Source organism: Apibacter sp. B3546, from assembly GCF_009827885.1.
Classification (GTDB): domain Bacteria; phylum Bacteroidota; class Bacteroidia; order Flavobacteriales; family Weeksellaceae; genus Apibacter.
The window spans coordinates 47,616-65,117 of sequence record NZ_WINW01000034.1; the positions used below are offsets into that span (position 1 = coordinate 47,616).

The following is a 17,502-nucleotide window of genomic DNA, read 5'->3' on the forward strand; positions in this document are numbered from 1 at the left end:
TAAGTTTAAAGTTTTTTAGAGTCTTCTAAAAACTTGGCTAATCCAATATCAGTTAATGGGTGTTTTAGTAAATCAAGTATGGGAGCTAAAGGAGAAGTAATTACATCAGCTCCTATTTTCGCACAATTGATAATGTGCATGGAAGATCGTATGGATGCGGCTAGTATTTGGGTAGAATAACCGTAGTTATCATATATTTCTCTTATTTCAGCTATCAGGTTTAAACCGTCTGTTGATATATCATCTAATCTTCCTATAAAGGGAGATACATAGGTAGCTCCTGCTTTTGCCGCAAGAAGTGCCTGACCGGGTGAGAAAACTAAGGTACAATTAGTTTTAATTCCTTTACTTGAAAAATATTTAATGGCTCTTATCCCATCATGGATCATAGGAACTTTAACAGTTATTTGCTTGTCAATTTCTGCTAATTCTTTTCCTTCTTTAATGATTCCTTCGTAATCGGTTGAAAGTACTTCTGCACTTACATCTCCATTTACGATTTCACATATTGCTTTATAATGAGCATATATGCTGTCCTTTCCGGTTATTCCAACTTTTGCCATAATGGAGGGATTTGTGGTAACTCCATCAAGAACTCCTAGATCCTGAGCTTTTTTAATTTGCTCTAAATCTGCTGTATCAATGAAAAATTTCATTTTTTTATTTTTTATGGTTTTATAATTGATTTGATTGTTTTAAAACATATTGTCAGGTTTTTATTTTAATTAAAATAATCTTTAACTAATAAGTACAGTCCTGCAGCAAGTAATCCCCCTACTATTGGAGCAATGGAAGCGTACACAATTCCATATCCCCAATCACTATCTCCTTTGCCTTTTAAAGGGAGGATTTGATGAACTAATCTAGGCATTAGATCTCTGGCAGGGTTTAAAGACCATCCGGTAACCCCTCCGTAAGCCATACCGATTGCAAATATCATAAATCCGGCAGGTAATGCTCCTAAAGATCCAAATCCTACCATCGAATGAGTAAATTGAGGAATACCTGTTGAATTTTCAATAATTACTCCTCCGTGATTAGCACTCATGGATAGTCCTATAAATACTAAGAAAAAAGTACCTATTGCTTCAGCCGAGAAATTCTGAATTGAGTTATTTTTTCTAATAGACGCATTGGTTGCAAAAACGCTTAAAAGTTTACTTGAATCTGAAGAAGTAGCAGTTAAATGACCTCTATATACAAATGAAACAAGCAGAGCCCCTAAAAAACAACCGATAAATTGCGCTGTTATATACGGAAGAACAAATTTAGGATCTAAAACTCCTGCAGTCCATTGTGCTATGGTAACTGCCGGATTGAAATGCCCACCCGTATCAAATGGTGAAGAAATAATTACCGACATAGCTACAGCAAAACCCCAGCCAAGTGGCCCGCTTAATGCTGCCTTATTACCTTCTCCGTATGATTTGTCTAAGGTAAGATTCATGCTAATCCCACATCCTAAGGCAATTAATGAAAAAGAACCTAGTAATTCTCCTATAAATTTTGTTGCAATGACTGAATCCATAATCTTTAATTTAGTTTTGATTTGTAATTTTATTTTTTTGAGCTTCGTGTTTTATATAATTAAAACGTAACAAATGTATTTACTAAATCGAAACTAAACAATAATAAAACAAAATTTTTTTTTATAAATATTAAAATAATTTTAGTATAAAAATAGGTTAAATAGAATTAATTTATTATCTTTGTTATTGATTAACAATTATTTATATATTAATTTAATTATTTTCAATATCGAAACTAATTATGTTACATTCTTCTGACAATTCAAATATTTTCGTAAATTTGAATCATAAAGTATTACATTTAATTTCATCCATGTCATTATATATCTACCTATGAAGAACAATAACATAAATAATATAAGACAACAGGAAATTTTAGAAGAATTAAATTTCAATCATTATGTTTCTGTAACTGAATTATGTAAAAAATTAAATGTGTCTGCCGTTACCATTAGAAAAGATTTGACTCATCTGGAGAAGATCGGTAAATTATACAGAACCCACGGCGGAGCAACTCGAGAATCTTTTATTGTTAAGGAAAGACATGTTAATAAAAAGGAAACGCTACAGGTTGAAGAGAAATCAAAAATAGCCAAAGCGGCTCTTAATTTTATTGAAGATAATGATTTTATTACGATTTCATCAGGAACTACCACACAGATGGTTGCTCAGGTAATTGAAAATAATTATACTAAGTTAACCATTCTTACCTCTTCTTTAAAATCGGCTATGCTATTATACGGTAATCCAAATTTTGATGTAATACAACTGGGAGGAGACGTTCGAACTAAGTCCGGGTCTGTTATGGGGCCTTATGCGGAATTAATGATCAGTAATTATTCTTGCAGTAAACTTTTTATTGGCGGCGATGGGGTCGATTTTGATTTTGGACTTTCTACTTCAAGTACTATGGAGGCTAAAATGAATCAATTGATGATTCAAAATTCCGAAAAGGTTATTGTTTTAGCAGATTCTACTAAAATTAGTAAAAGGGGATTTGGTAAAATAACTGATTTGGATAAAATACATGTCTTAATTACCGATGAAGGCATTAAAAAAAGAGATGTTGAAAGATTCGAAGATTTAGGTATTGAAGTTGTTATTGCACGATAAAATAAATCGACTTTACTATCAAAAAGTTAAGTTAAGTTATTATGGAATTATCTGAATCTTTGACATCATAATCTCCAATTTTCTCTCTTCGCAATTTAGTCAAATACCCTCCAACTCCTAAGCTTTGTCCAAAATCGTGAGCTAATGAACGGATATAGGTCCCTTTACTGCAATGGACTAAAAATTCCACATAAGGCAGATTAATGTTAGTGATTTTAAAATCGTAAATGGAAATTTCACGAGAGGGAACTTCAATAGCTATTCCTTTCCTTGCAAATTCATACAATCTTTTCCCATCTTTTTTTAAAGCAGAAAATACCGGAGGTTTTTGACTAATGGATTCCCCTATGAAATCCTGTACTGCCTCTTCAATATCTTTAATTTTTAAATGATTGTATTCTTTGGGATTAAACTCTTCTGTTTCTAGGTCATAGGAAGGAGTTTCTACTCCTAATTTAATTTCTCCGGAATAGATCTTGGATGCATCTTGAATTTGTTGTATTTGTTTGGTTGCTTTACCAACGCATACAATTAATAAACCGGTTGCTTTGGGATCTAATGTTCCCGCATGACCTACTTTGATTTTCTTTAAATTAAATTGCTTTTTTATTTTCCATTTAATTTTATTTACTATATCAAATGAAGTCCAATCTAACGGCTTATCTATTAAAAATATTTTACCTTCCAGTAATTCGTCTAAATCCATTCATTCCTAAATTTAAAAGCAAATATAAACAACTAATATTTTAAGTCCATTTTTGAATATTGAAAAATATCGTAATTTTGTAAAAAGCAAATCAACCTTGTTGCTTCTATTTTTTATAGAAGAGGAAAGTCCGGACACCAAAGGATATCACAGCGGGTAATGCCCGTCCATCGTAAGATGAGGACCAGTGCAACAGAAAGGAAGTACAGTTCGGCTGTAGTGAAATCAGGTAAACTCTGTGAGGTGCAATGCTATGTATACCGGATTGATAAGGGCTATCCGTCCGATGCCGGGGGGTAAGCAGATTGAAATAAGGAGTAATTCTTATTCTAGATAAATAACAAGGCTTTTCAGTAATGAAAATGACAAAATCCGGCTTATTGATTTGCTTTTTTTTATTTGTATATGTATAAAATAAGCATGGATTTTATCCTATCCATTCATTGACATGTTCCCCTAATCCCATACTTATAGCCTTTGCTGATATGGTAAATGTTTCTGTAATCGAGGATCTACCTAATCCTAAGGAATCAAATTTTTCTTTATATTTTACTACATAACCGTCTGTAAAATTTAATTCTTTTAAGGGGGTGTTAGAATCCTTTTTTGTAAAGACTACTTTGCCATTTTTCTTTTCATAGCTATTAGTCATCCATTCAAAAAAACGAGTTTCATTAGTTGATCTTAGAGTTATCTCAATTCTTCCTCCTCTAATTTGTGCTGATGGTCGCCCGGTTGGATCTGTTTCTTGCGCTAATGAATAATTTACATTTATAATATTATATTTTCTTCCGGCTACCTCTAATCGTGCTCTAAATGACATAATAATAATGATTTTTAGTGAATTTTTCAAATTTTACAAATTTACGTATTTGAAAGTAGATAGTATTTTTACATTAGTTAAATGCTTGTTAAAAATAAATAGTCCTATTTTGACAAACTTTATCTCTATTTAATAAAAATAAACGGAAATTAATTCTCATACTGTTCTATATTTTAGCAACTATTTATAACAATAAAAAAAGAGATATTATAAATATCTCTTTTTTTTATAATTTAAATTTTTCCTAATTATTTCTCAATTAAAACATTTCCTGTCATTTCTGATGGAATAGGTAAGCCCATTAATGTTAAAATGGTAGGAGCTATATCTCCTAGTTTACCTTGTTTTAAATTGTATTTTTGATTATCAACTACAATTAAAGGGACTAAATTAGTAGTATGTTGAGTATTAGGTGAGCCGTCTTCGTTCTTCATTTTATCAGAATTTCCGTGATCTGCAATAATCAGAGTTGTATATCCATTTTCTAACGCTGCTTTACAAATATCTCCGGCACATTCATCTACTACTTCTGCTGCTTTAACTGCTGCTTCAAATACTCCGGTATGACCTACCATATCCGCATTGGCAAAATTGAGGCATACAAAATCCACTTCTTTTTTTTCTAATTCGGGAATAATAGCATCTCTTATATCATATGCAGCCATTTGTGGTTTTAAATCATATGTTGGCACATCTTTAGGAGATGGGGCTAAAATTCTTTTTTCATTTTCAAATACTTTTTCTTCTCCTCCTGAAAAAAAGAATGTCACATGTGGATACTTTTCGGTTTCGGCAATTCTGATTTGTTTTAGAGCAGCATTTGCTATCACTTCACCGATTGTATTTTTAATCGTATCTTCTTTGAATATGACATGAATGTTTTTGAATGTTTCATCATATTCCGTCATAGTAACGAAATATAAATCCAATTTTTTAATTCCAACTTCCGGATGGTCATGTTGAGATAAAACATCCACTATTTCTCTCGGTCTGTCGGTACGGAAATTAAAACAGATCACCACATCTCCTTCTTGTATTTTGGCTACCGGATTATTATTTTCAGTTACAACGATAGGCATAAGAAATTCATCGGTAATTCCGTCTTCATACGATTGCTGTATAGCTTGTAAAGGATCTTCTGTTTTATTTCCTTCAGCATTTACCATTACATCATATGCTATTTTAACTCTTTCCCAACGTTTGTCTCTATCCATAGCATAGTATCTGCCTACAATAGAAGCTAATTTTGCATTGTTATCTTTGCAAAATTCGATCGTATCTTTTATAAAACCTTTACCACTTTGCGGATCGCAATCTCTCCCATCGGTAAAAGCGTGTACAAAAACATTAGGCACATTCGAAGAGTTTGCCGCTTCTACTAGTGCTTTTAAATGGCTTATATGTGAGTGAACACCTCCGTTGGATACTAACCCGATGAAGTGTACCGGTTTATTATTTTGTTTAGCATACTCAAATGCTTTTTTTAATTCTTCTTCATTTCCTAAGGTTCCGTTTTCTACGGCTAAATTTATCTTCGTCAAATTTTGATAAACCACTCTTCCTGCACCTAAATTCATATGCCCAACTTCTGAATTTCCCATTTGACCTTTAGGTAATCCAACATCCAATCCATAAGTTACTAAGGTGGTATTGGAATATTTTTGAAAACAGCTGTCCATAAAAGGTGTATGAGCATGGTCAATAGCAGATACACTTTTATCTGTGGCTATTCCCCATCCATCCAGAATCATTAAGATTACTTTTTTATTCATAATTTATTATTTTTTGTAAAATTAATCTATTTTTATGCGTATTTTTAATTTTAAAGTTACTGAATTTTTATGATTTTTGTTGAATATATATCGATAATCCATTCTTTTTTCTAATAAAAAAAGACTTGGTAATCAAGTCTTTTATATATTTAATAATTCATGATCTAGTGTTTATTCAACGGTAACAGATTTTGCTAAATTTCTAGGCTGATCTACATTAACCCCTCGCAATACAGCTATGTAATATGCTAACAATTGTAAAGGTATAACGGATAATAGCGGTGTAAAGCATTCTGAAACATCAGGAATTTCAATGGATTCGGTTACCATATCTTTAACTACGGTATCGCCTTGGGTAACAATTGCAATTACTTTTCCTTTTCTTGAATTAATTTCCTGTATATTACTTACAATCTTTTCATAATATCCTTTTTTAGGTGCAATGACAACAACCGGCATATTTTCATCAATTAATGCTATAGGTCCGTGTTTCATTTCTGCTGCCGGATATCCTTCTGCATGGATATAGGATATTTCTTTTAATTTTAAAGCACCTTCTAAAGCGATAGGATAGTTATAACCTCTACCTAAATATAAGAAGTTTCCTGCTCCAACGTATTGCTCTGCAATCTTTTTAATTTGATTTTCTGTATTTTTAATCACTTCTGCTACCCTTTCCGGTATAGTCTCCAACTCTATGATTAGACTATTGAATCGCTCTTTACTTATAGTACCTTTATGTTTAGCTAATTTAAGTGCTATCATTGCCAAAAGGGCAAGTTGAGCAGTAAATGCTTTGGTGGAAGCAACACCAATTTCCGGTCCTGCATGAGTATAGGAACCGGCATCAGTTAAACGTGCTATTGAAGAGTCGATAACATTACAAATACCATAAATAAATGCCCCTTTTTCTTTTGCTAATTTTAATGCAGCAATTGAATCTGCTGTTTCTCCTGATTGAGATATTGCAATAACGATATCTTTATCTGTTATTATCGGATTTCTGTATCTAAACTCAGAGGCATATTCTACTTCAACCGGTATTCTGGCTAAATCTTCAATAAGATATTCTCCAACCAAACCAGCATGCCAAGAAGTTCCACATGAAATAATTATTATCCTTTCTGCATTTAAAAATTTTTCTTGATAATCCCATATTCCCGCCATTTGAATTATGTCTTCATCTACTAATAGCCTTCCACGCATGGTATCCATAATAGATCTGGGTTGTTCATGGATTTCTTTTAGCATGAAATGTTCATAACCTCCTTTTTCAATCTTCTCTAAACTCGTTTTTAGTTCATGAATTTGTGGATTTACTTTAGAATTATCTTTTATTTTATATACATCTACTCCTTTTAGAGTTATGGTCGCCATTTCTCCGTCTTCAAGATAAACGACTTCATTGGTAAATTCAATGAAAGGAGAGGCATCTGATGCTACGAAGTATTCATTTTCACCTATACCAATTGCTAAAGGACTACTTAATCTTGCTACAACGATTTCTTGCGGTTGATCTACTTCCATAACTGCTATGGAATAAGCACCTACAACTTCATTTAAAGCATATCTGACAGCTGTTGATAAATCTACGTTTTGTGTCTCTTGCATATACTGTATCAAGTTCACTAATACTTCTGTATCGGTTTCACTTTTAAATGTATATCCTTTAGAGGTAAGCATTATTTTTAAAGTTCCATAATTCTCAATAATACCGTTGTGAATAATTGCTAATTTTCCGTTATTTGATATATGAGGGTGTGCATTTATATCACTGGGAACTCCATGGGTAGCCCATCTTGTATGGCCTATTCCTACAGTTGCTTCTGAGTTTAAATCTTTACATTTAGCTATTAAATCGGATACTGAACCTTTTGTTTTTCTTAATTTAAAGGCTCCGTTTTCATTTAAAACTATGCCCGCACTATCATAACCTCTATATTCTAACCTTTTTAGACCGTTTAATATTATGGGTAAGGCTTTTTTATTTCCAATATATCCAGTTATTCCACACATAATTTAATGTTTTTATATTTTTTTATATTAAATATATATTTAATTTTTGGTATACAATATTTCTAATCTTAACTTTTTATCTCCTGAATTTTTATTACCATAAAAAGTTAATCGGAAAGGTTCATAAGCTCTTGTCGTCTTTGAATATCCTAAATATTCATTACTGTTGGTAGAACGAGTTATAAAATTACCCATTTCTACAAGTATTTCATCATTAGGTTTATTTTTTTCTACAATATCTTTGATTTGTTTGGTTACATTCAGTGTATAATATTGGGGATTAGTTTCAAAATCGTACTTTGGATTGAAGAAATAACCCGCTAAACCGGAATAAAAAGTTAAATCAGGCAAAAACTTCTTTTGAGTATAATTATATCCGTATATATAATCAGGTTTTGACTGTACGTTTTCTGTAAGATAAAATTTCAATTTTGCTCCGGTAATAGCCCAATTGTGATTTTGTACCGAATCTTTTATAGCTTCTAATTGTGAATCATCTAATTTAAGATGAATGGAAGGCCCTCCCATACCTTGTAAAAATAAAATGGATTCACCTGACAGCTTATCCGGATTCTGCATTTGCTGCTTAAATTGGGAACTGGCAGTATTACGATTATAAAAGTTATATTCTCCTACCATTGAATTATAAGCCGAATTCATGGTAAATGAATAAGTTGCAGGTGTAAAATTATCTGATGATTGATCTTTATATCTATAATAAGCAATTAAGGTCATTTTGCTTACCGGGAAATTGAACATGAATTTAGAATTTTCATCGACCGGTTGTATTTTAATTCCTTTAAAATACTGAATAAATCGTGAATTATCACTAATATCTGCACTTCCTTTTTTACTGAAAAAATATTGGTAGAAATAATCGGGATATAATTTTATTCTATATCCAGCAGCAGTAGGTTCTGAAATAACTTTTCCATCACTTGTTTTTACCGATATACTGGTCAGTGAATCACCTAACAGTGCATTTCCTAATTTATCGCCAACATCAACTGTTTTATTGGAATAAAACTTAGAAGAAGTTGATTCCAAAAATGTATTAATCCTATTTACATTAACTTCCATGGAATTACCTGCTTTACCTAAATAGGAAGCTAATGTATATTTTTTAACGTATTTTATAGTATCGACACCACTGGTACTTCCAGGATTTAAAATGATTTTCTTTTCTTTGTAAGAAGAGGAATTGAATGCCGGATTAAGGCTTAATACAACAGAATCGACTTGCTGGATAGTCCCCTTGATTTCATCGGCTGTACTTAGTCTTACTTGAATATTAAAAGAGGCTTTTGATTTCCCAAAAGTATTATCTTCATAAATGCCGATCAAACCACTTCCTAGAGTGTTATAATCTGCTCGAATAGTATCGTTGTTAGAAATATTATACGCAACCAGATCAACAAATGTTTTATTTCCTTCTAATTTATCAGGTATTAGGTTAGCTCCAATATCTGTTGTATCGTTTTCACAACTTAATAAAAAAAAGGTTGGAAGTAAAGTTAGAGCTAATAACTTTACTTGAGACTTAAATATTTTCATAGTTGTTTTACTCTTGGATCTTTATTTCGCTGGTGACGTGATAAATTTCTTTGACATCTTCATTTTGAATAAAATCAAATTTAGGATTGCTTGATTGTTTAAACATGTCTTCCAATTCGTCAATTAAAACTTCTTCGCCTTTTACAATAGTGTCGGATCCTTTCATGGCTTCTTTGATAATACTTACGTATTTATTATCAGTTAAGTAATTTAATTTACTTGTATCTATATTATCAAATTCCAAAATATCTTTAAGATTATTGCTAAAAATCCCGTTACTTCCTTGGTTATAAACCGAAGTGATAACTTTTATATCACTGAAGAATGCATCATTAGCATAATTTGTTTTCAAATAAATTGGTAAAAAGCTGGCCATCCATCCATGTAAATGAATGATATCAGGTATCCAATTTAATTTTTTTATTGTTTCTAAAACCCCTTTGGTAAAGAAAACAGCCCTTTCATCATTATCTTCAAACCATTCATTTGCTTCATCTTTATAGGGAGATTTTCTTTTGAAATATTCATGATTTTCAATGAAATAAACTTGCATTCTTTCTCCCGGAAGTGAAGCTACTTTAATAACCAATGGCTGATCTAGGTCATTTATAATCAAATTCATACCTGATAGCCTGATTACCTCGTGAAGCTGAAATCTTCTTTCATTTATTTGCCCGAATCTAGGCATAAAGATTCTAACATCATTTCCTTGTGCAAACATTTGTTTGGCTAAATTGTAAACTCCTGATGAAATCGGATTTTCGTCAAAGTATGGTACTAATTCTGAAGTAACGTGAAGTATTCTTTTTGAACTCATTATAAATTGAAGGCTGATTATAATTTAACAAAGTTACAAAAAATTAATCAAACTGTAGTAAGTTTGCATTTTAAACCATGACATTCGTCATTTAAATCTAAAGTATGTTATTATTAAAAACCAGAAATGAATTATTTGATTTCATTCAATATATCCACGCTAAAAAATTAACTTTAGGATTTGTTCCTACTATGGGTGCACTTCACGAAGGCCACCTTTCTCTTTTTAAAAAAGCTATTGAAGATAATCAATATACTATAGGCAGCATTTTTGTAAATCCTACCCAATTTAATAATCAAGCGGATTTGATTAAATACCCTCGAACGGAAGAAGCAGACATTGCAAAATTGGAAAGTGTCGGTTGCGATGCATTATACTTACCAAGCGTTGAAGATTTATACCCAAATGGGTTGGAATGTGAATCAATAGATATGAACGGATTGGATGTTGTTATGGAAGGAGCTTTTCGCCCGGGTCATTTCCAAGGTATGGCAACGGTCGTAAAGCGTTTGTTATTACAAGTTCAGCCTACCAAAGCCTATTTTGGTGAAAAGGATTTTCAACAGTTACAAATTATCCGCCAAATGGTCAAAACTTTACAATTGCCTGTCGAGATTTTAGGAATGCCAATCATTCGTGAATCCAACGGTTTAGCTATGAGTTCGCGTAATATGAGGCTTACTGAGGAATTTAAGAAAAAATCATTATTTATATATCAATCATTACTTAAAGCTAAAGAATTATCATCCCATTATGCTCCTGAAAATGTGATTTGCAAAATTGAAAAATTGTATCTCAATTCAGATTTAAAATTGGAATATTTTACTATAACTGAAGAAGAATCATTACAAACGGCTCAGTCTTTTGACCCTTCTAAACACTATAGGGCTTTTATAGCAGTCCATTCCGGAGACATCCGTTTGATTGATAACATTCAAATAAGATAAAGAATAAAATAAATTATATCATTACAGACCATTAAAAAACTATTACAGTATTTATTTTTAAATTATAAATACTTAATCTTAATTTAAATAATATTTATCTTACAACCTTAACTATTTATTTAAATTATAATATATTAAATATAAATTTATTATATTTATGTTTAATTATTACAATTTTTCAACTATTTATATTTTTACTATTTTTAAGTTTTTTGATTTTGGAGATTATACGATTAATTATTATTTTGGTCTGAATAATACATTGAATACATGAATAAAAAATTAAAAAATATTCTTACAGTTTGTATATCTGTTATAATTGCCGGTGGACTAATGTTTTTAGTTTCTAAAAGCTTAGGTGGTGATTTTATAGAAAAAACCATATCAACTGCAAAAAAAGCAAACTATTTTTGGATAAGCATGGCTGCTATCTTCGGTTTAGGAGCTTATTGGATCAGAGCTGTCCGATGGAATTTACTTTTAGAACCCATGGGCTATAAAATTAAAAATTCGAATGCTTTATGGGCTCTTTCATTTGGGTATTTTTTAAACTTAGGAATTCCAAGAATGGGAGAAATAGGAAGAGCAACTGCTTTACAAACCGTTGAAAAAGTACCTTTTACCAATTCATTTGGGACAATCGTTACTGAAAGAATTATCGACTTATTTTTTATGTTATTTTTTATTCTTTTAGCTTTAGTTTTTAATTATTCAACATTACTGTCTTTTTTTGAATTACTAAGTAAGAATAAAACGAATAATCCTGATGAAAAAAATTACACACTTTATATTTCTATACTTGTCGTAATTTTATTATGCTGTATTCTAATGTATGTATTCAGAAAAAAATTGCTTCAATTATCAATTATTAAAAAAATAGTATTTTTCATAAAAGGAATTATTGACGGATTAGTTTCAGTTTTTAAATTAAAACAAAGAGTGAAGTTTATTTTATTGTCCTTCGGAATATGGATATGTTATTTTTTTGCTTCTTATCTTGTAGTTTTTGCCTTGCCCGAAACTTCTTCTCTTCCTATCCAAACAGGCTTTTATATTTTAGCCGTAGGAACTTTAGGCATGTTAGTACCTGCCTCGGGAGGCATAGGTGCTTTTCACCTTGCAATGATGATCGGGTTTTCGGCTTTATATTTACAATCCGGAAAATCTCTAGATGAAGGTAAAGATATTGGCTATTCTTATGCAATACTTGCTCACAGTTTACAAATGGTTTTAATGATTATAATGGGAATCATTTCAATAATTATGCTCACAAGGAATAAAGAAAAAACAATAATTTAAAATTAAAAAAGTGATAAACTTTTTAATTATAACAAATTAGTTATATTTTATAAAAAATAAAAAAGCTGTTCGTTTTGAACAGCTTTTATTTTGATTTATATAGAATACTATAGATTCTAAATTAATTTCGAAAACTTTATGAGTATTAGTTTTCTGATTCGTCATCTGCAGAAGCAGCCTTAACATTTCTAGATGTTTTCACAGCTGCAATTACAGTATTAGCCGGATGCAATATTTGGTAATCTTTTAATTCAACTTTAGATACTTCAAATTTATTACCAACATCTAGAGAAGTTACATCTATAACAATCTCATCCGGTAAATTTGCAGGAAGGGCTTTAACTCTAAGTTTTCTTAAGTTAACACGTAATACACCTCCTCTAACAACTCCTTTTGCTCTACCGGTTATTACCACAGGTACTTCCATAGTAACATATTTTTCCGGATTTATTTGATAAAAATCAGCATGGATTATCTTATCTGTTACCGGATGAAATTGTAGATCTTGCAAAATAGCATCTATTTTTTCTCCATCTATTTCCAAAGTAACTGTGTGTGCTTCAGGAGTATAAACTAAATCAGTAAAGCTTCTTTCTTTAGTAGAAAAATGGATTACATTTTTTTCTCCATAAACAACACAAGGAACTTTTTCAGCATTACGTAAGGCTTTTGAAGAATTTTTACCTACGCTTTCTCTTTTTTCTCCTTGAATTGTAATTGATTTCATATAATATTTACATTATAAATTTTTTACTTATTGATTCTCTGTTATGTACCAAGTTCATCACTTCTCCAAACAAAGGGGCGCAAGATAACACTTTTATTTTACTTACCAAAGTATTTTTTAAAGGAATTGAATCAGTTACAATCACTTCCTCCAATTTAGAATCGTTGATTCTATCATAAGCAGCACCTGAAAAAATAGCATGTGTTGCCATGGCTCGTACACTGGTTGCTCCTGCATCCATTAATATATCAGCCGCTTTAGTTAAAGTCCCTGCAGTATCAATCATATCGTCTACTAAAATCACATTCCTTCCTCTAACATCTCCAATTAAAGTCATAAAATCGACATTATTGGCTTTTTTTCTTTCCTTATAACAAATAACCACATCAGCATCTAAATATCCCGCATAGGTTCTTGCTCTTTTTGCTCCTCCCATATCCGGAGATGCAATAGTTAAGTTGTCTAGATTTAGTGATTTTACATAATTAATAAATATTGCAGACGCAAATAGATGATCAACCGGAATTTCGAAAAATCCTTGAATTTGATCAGCATGTAAATCCATAGTCATAACACGCGTTGCACCGGCAGCAGTCAATAAATTGGCTACCAATTTTGCTCCTATCGGAACACGAGGTTTATCTTTTCTGTCTTGACGCGCTAAACCAAAATAAGGAATTACTGCTGTTATCTTATCTGCAGATGCTCTTTTTGCAGCATCTATCATTAACAACATTTCCATCAAATTATCTGCCGGTGGAAATGTTGACCCTATAATAAAGACTCTGGAACCTCTTACCGATTCTTCTAAACAGGGTTGGTATTCACCATCACTAAAATCAAAGAAACTCATTTTCCCTAGGGGCATTCCATAACTTTGTGATATTTTTTCTGCTAAAGAAACACTTTCTCTAGTCGAGAAAATATGGACTGGTTGAATCATTTATATGTGTTAAAAATATTTTCTGAAAACGAGTACTGCAAATTTATGATTTTTTTAATCATACCATAATAAAACTGAACAAAATTTGTTCAGTTTTATTTAATATTTACTTTATCTTTAAGGAAACTTAACTGCTTGATATAGATTAGGATTAACGGAAGGAAGATTCGATTTAAATTTAAAGTTTATACTTTTAATAAATTCATTAGCTATAATGGCATACCCTCTTCCGGTTGGATGTATACCATCCAATGAAAAAAATCCTCCTGTTATAAATTCATTGGTATAACTTACTCCGTTGTAAAGAATACCTTCTTTTGTTTTTAAATTTTTAATTAGTGAATTTGTATCTGCGATTGCCAGATTATACTGTTTTGCTACAGTTTCAATGCTCTCATTAAATGCTTGAGTTGCTTCTTTGATGGTTAGAATCTCCTTATCGGTCAAAACATATTGATCCTCTATAGGTTTTGAGGTTCCTCCACCCGTTTTTAAAATGGTAGATACTGATAATAAAAATAAATCTTTTGATGTAGACATCCTTATAGAAGGAAGTCCCATCGCATCTAAATTTGTTAAATTCTTATCTATAATTACTCCTCCATTAGCTTTATCTTCCGTAAAAACAATTTTTCTACTTGCGGCTTCTTCTTCTGTAATTATATTTTTTGCTTTTGCTTGATCCAAACCGGAATTATACTTTTGATAGGAAGCATTTAAATTTTTTATTTGCTGCGGTGTAAATTGATTGGCTTTAAAAGGTAAGGACGAAACTTTATTGAAAAAAGGAAAATCGGTAACGTCCGGAATTGTAGCTACCACTCCTTTTGCCGAATTTGAGTTAAGTGTTTGTACCAATGTACTATAAGCATTCTGAAAAGTTGAAATATCTGTAATCACAGCCGATCCATCTCCTCCGGAAGTGGCATAGCTTAAAATATCATTAATTCCAATCCATAAAGAAAAAAAGGTAGGATTTTGTCCCATTACATCTTCTACCACCGTTGCATTGGGCTTAGAAGCAAATCGTACAAAATAAGGATTGGATTTTTTGGAAGCTAAATGAGTCGGATTTCCATATCCCGCCGCAAGCAAATGAAATGATTTAGCTCCCGGTATACCCATATTTTGATATCCATCTTTTGAATAAATATTTGCAAGAGTAGTTGTTCCTACGCCCGCACTGGTAACCGGAGCAAGAGAACCCTCTGCTACTACCAATATTTTTTTATTTTCCACTTTTGCACTCGGAATTCCTCCTAATTCATCTGCCATAAAAGGAATATTAAATGCCTTACAGCCTGAACGCTTCATTTGCTCGGCAATCATTGACGGAAAGGATTCTTTTTGTCCTGATATATACAGTGCATTATCTCTAAAACCTGCAGTAAATGAATCTCCTAAGGCTATATATTTAGAAAAATTTGCATCTCCCGAACTAAATACGGTATTTATATCTTCATTAAAGTCATTATTGCATGAAAGGAAAAAAATAAACATTCCTAACCAAAGCATTAGTATATTCTTACTCATTTCTAATATTTTAAAAAGGATTCCAAGCTAATCCCAGCCCGAACATAAAGCTATGCATCTTGACATCTCCTTTGAAATTATAAAATTTATTTACCACTTTTCTTGAATTACCTACATAATACATTCCTGTCAAATCAAGCATTAATTTATCTTTTAAGAATTTATAACCAATACCTCCTGTTATGGCATTATTATCTGTACTTGGCATTTCCGGACTCCAATAGTCTTTACTGATCGGTGAAGGATCGTAGTAGTATCCTAAACGAACATCCAACTTATCAGATACGGAATATTCTGAACCCACTCTAAATGTATGAGTGTTATGTAAATTTTTAGGCGATGTGGATATCGTTGGATCGTTGGGATCATTGCCTACCTTATTTTGATTGAAATCAATTGTCAAAGCTTTGTATTTATTCCATCCTGAAATATTCAAATCGGTGGAAATCGTCCATTGAGGTAAAAGCCTATAGGTTAATCCGAGTGTGATTTCAGAGGTTAGGGGTAACTTTGCATTAAATCGGTCATTTTCCGTTGGAAATGATTCACTTCCAACTAATGATTTTGGAAGGTAGAACCGGGCTTTTCCATTGACCGCATGAATATCGATATTGGAACGATAGGCTATACTGACATCCAAATCTTTAATCGGTCTGATATACATACCTACATTATACCCATTACCGGTTGCATTTTTATCAACCAGTTTCATTCTTCCGTCTATTGAAGATATAGCCTTTTGCAGATTAACGCTTCCTAATGCATATATATATCCGGCACCCACGCTAAACCAATCATTTAGACGATAGGCTACAGTCGGTTGAAAGAAATACGACCGAATAGTAATTTTAGTAATTAAATCTTTACCTTCCCAATTTTGTCCCCAATCGACGCTGCTTCCGAAAGGAGTAGTAAAGCTAAAAGCAACGGATAGTTTATCAGTGGCTTTGTAGGCAATATTAAACAGAGAAGGCGTACTTACCGGATTATCTGTTTTTGTTTTATATAAAGTAGGCTTATTTTGAAAATCAGCTTTTCCCATTATTATGAAAGTTCCCGCTGCAATGCTAAATTTTGAGGGTATAAATGATATACCTGCCGGATTGAAGAAAGCAACGCTTGCATCTCTGGTGTGAGCACTGGTGTGTGCCATAGCTGCTTGTCTAGCTCCTTGAAGTGATACCCTAAACCCTCCTGCTTGCATTATAATAGATGTCATAATAAAGAACATAAATACTGCTTTTCTCATCATTATAAATGTCATAGTGTAGCAAAACTATAGGATTTTTAAGAAATTAATAAATTTCTATTTCTTTAATTTTTAATTTGATAATATACCTTAAGTTTTAGTGGTAGTTTTATATTAGGAAACTTTTGGTATCTTGTCTATTAAATAATTTTTGATTTTATTTAGATTAAATACAAATAATTCATATATTTGCTTGAGAATATTAAAAAGGTGTTTAGTTATAAAATCATGCTTACCCATAAATCCCTTTCATTTTTAAAACCAGCACAACAAGCAAAAGTTATAGGATTTTCTGAAGAAGATATACCCACTAAGATTTTAGAAATGGGAATAGTTCCCGGCGTTTTTGTTAAATTAAAACGTCAGGCTCCTTGGAACGGTCCTCTTTTTATTGAATACGGTAAAGAGAAAAGCACGGTTATGTTACGTAAGGAAGAAGCAGATTGTATATTGATAGAAATGCAATAGAAAAAA

At 31.7% G+C, this 17,502-nt stretch carries 16 protein-coding genes and 1 other RNA gene; 5 read left to right on the plus strand and 12 right to left on the minus strand.

Annotated elements, in window-relative coordinates; translation table 11 throughout:
- Positions 1-5: 5 nt before the first annotated feature.
- Positions 6-656: a fructose-6-phosphate aldolase gene (fsa, locus tag GFU93_RS06795; RefSeq protein WP_160543052.1), complete on the minus strand. Its 651-nt coding sequence runs from the start codon at positions 654-656 to the stop codon at positions 6-8.
- 65 nt (positions 657-721) lie between these two features.
- Positions 722-1,528, minus strand: a complete 807-nt coding sequence (locus GFU93_RS06800; protein ID WP_185150484.1) for an MIP/aquaporin family protein — start codon at positions 1,526-1,528, stop codon at positions 722-724.
- Positions 1,529-1,862: 334 nt separating this feature from the next.
- Between GFU93_RS06800 and GFU93_RS06805 the strand changes: the two genes are divergently transcribed.
- On the plus strand, positions 1,863-2,642 hold the full coding sequence (locus GFU93_RS06805; RefSeq protein ID WP_105296954.1) for a DeoR/GlpR family DNA-binding transcription regulator: 780 nt from the start codon (positions 1,863-1,865) through the stop codon (positions 2,640-2,642).
- Positions 2,643-2,673: 31 nt separating this feature from the next.
- Here the strand turns inward: GFU93_RS06805 and truB are convergent, their stop codons facing one another.
- Positions 2,674-3,348, minus strand: a complete 675-nt coding sequence (gene truB / locus GFU93_RS06810) for a tRNA pseudouridine(55) synthase TruB (protein ID WP_160568236.1) — start codon at positions 3,346-3,348, stop codon at positions 2,674-2,676.
- Between the two features lie 83 nt (positions 3,349-3,431).
- Here truB and rnpB point away from each other — a divergent pair.
- Positions 3,432-3,744, plus strand: an RNA gene (gene rnpB, locus GFU93_RS06815) — RNase P RNA component class A.
- A 31-nt stretch (positions 3,745-3,775) separates the two neighbouring features.
- On the opposite strand, the gene tssD is transcribed toward rnpB, so the two are convergent.
- The 5 genes from tssD to GFU93_RS06840 all read right to left on the minus strand — a co-directional run bounded on the left by tssD (position 3,776) and on the right by GFU93_RS06840 (position 10,330).
- On the minus strand, positions 3,776-4,171 hold the full coding sequence (gene tssD, locus GFU93_RS06820) for a type VI secretion system tube protein TssD (RefSeq protein ID WP_160543050.1): 396 nt from the start codon (positions 4,169-4,171) through the stop codon (positions 3,776-3,778).
- A 248-nt stretch (positions 4,172-4,419) separates the two neighbouring features.
- Positions 4,420-5,943 carry a 2,3-bisphosphoglycerate-independent phosphoglycerate mutase gene (gene gpmI / locus GFU93_RS06825; RefSeq protein ID WP_160568239.1) on the minus strand — a complete coding sequence of 508 codons (1,524 nt, stop codon included), beginning with the start codon at positions 5,941-5,943 and terminating at the stop codon, positions 4,420-4,422.
- A gap of 171 nt (positions 5,944-6,114) precedes the next feature.
- Positions 6,115-7,959, minus strand: coding sequence for a glutamine--fructose-6-phosphate transaminase (isomerizing) (gene glmS / locus GFU93_RS06830; protein WP_105296950.1), 1,845 nt, complete (start codon positions 7,957-7,959; stop codon positions 6,115-6,117).
- A gap of 39 nt (positions 7,960-7,998) precedes the next feature.
- Positions 7,999-9,513: a DUF4270 family protein gene (locus GFU93_RS06835; RefSeq protein ID WP_160568241.1), complete on the minus strand. Its 1,515-nt coding sequence runs from the start codon at positions 9,511-9,513 to the stop codon at positions 7,999-8,001.
- A 7-nt stretch (positions 9,514-9,520) separates the two neighbouring features.
- Positions 9,521-10,330, minus strand: coding sequence for a glycogen/starch synthase (locus GFU93_RS06840; RefSeq protein ID WP_160543046.1), 810 nt, complete (start codon positions 10,328-10,330; stop codon positions 9,521-9,523).
- A 104-nt stretch (positions 10,331-10,434) separates the two neighbouring features.
- Here GFU93_RS06840 and panC point away from each other — a divergent pair, with 104 nt between their 5' ends.
- Together panC and GFU93_RS06850 are read left to right on the plus strand one after the other, a co-directional pair.
- Entirely contained in the window at positions 10,435-11,277 is an 843-nt protein-coding gene (gene panC, locus GFU93_RS06845; protein WP_160568243.1) for a pantoate--beta-alanine ligase, read from the plus strand.
- Between the two features lie 270 nt (positions 11,278-11,547).
- The gene (locus tag GFU93_RS06850; protein WP_160568245.1) at positions 11,548-12,576 is read left to right on the plus strand and encodes a lysylphosphatidylglycerol synthase transmembrane domain-containing protein; all 1,029 of its coding nucleotides are present in this window, start codon (positions 11,548-11,550) and stop codon (positions 12,574-12,576) included.
- Between the two features lie 145 nt (positions 12,577-12,721).
- Here GFU93_RS06850 and GFU93_RS06855 read toward each other — a convergent pair whose 3' ends face one another.
- The 4 genes from GFU93_RS06855 to GFU93_RS06870 all read right to left on the minus strand — a co-directional run bounded on the left by GFU93_RS06855 (position 12,722) and on the right by GFU93_RS06870 (position 16,998).
- Entirely contained in the window at positions 12,722-13,303 is a 582-nt protein-coding gene (locus GFU93_RS06855) for a 50S ribosomal protein L25/general stress protein Ctc (protein ID WP_105296945.1), read from the minus strand.
- A 7-nt stretch (positions 13,304-13,310) separates the two neighbouring features.
- On the minus strand, positions 13,311-14,246 hold the full coding sequence (locus GFU93_RS06860) for a ribose-phosphate pyrophosphokinase (protein ID WP_105296944.1): 936 nt from the start codon (positions 14,244-14,246) through the stop codon (positions 13,311-13,313).
- Between the two features lie 117 nt (positions 14,247-14,363).
- Complete coding sequence (locus tag GFU93_RS06865; protein WP_160568247.1) at positions 14,364-15,779, minus strand: SGNH/GDSL hydrolase family protein; 1,416 nt, start codon at positions 15,777-15,779, stop codon at positions 14,364-14,366.
- 10 nt (positions 15,780-15,789) lie between these two features.
- Positions 15,790-16,998, minus strand: coding sequence for an OmpP1/FadL family transporter (locus tag GFU93_RS06870; protein WP_255448661.1), 1,209 nt, complete (start codon positions 16,996-16,998; stop codon positions 15,790-15,792).
- Positions 16,999-17,256: 258 nt separating this feature from the next.
- On the opposite strand from GFU93_RS06870, the gene GFU93_RS06875 reads away from it, so the two are divergent.
- Positions 17,257-17,496 (plus strand): FeoA family protein, encoded by a 240-nt coding sequence (locus GFU93_RS06875; protein ID WP_105296941.1) that lies wholly within the window; start codon positions 17,257-17,259, stop codon positions 17,494-17,496.
- Positions 17,497-17,502 lie beyond the last annotated feature (6 nt).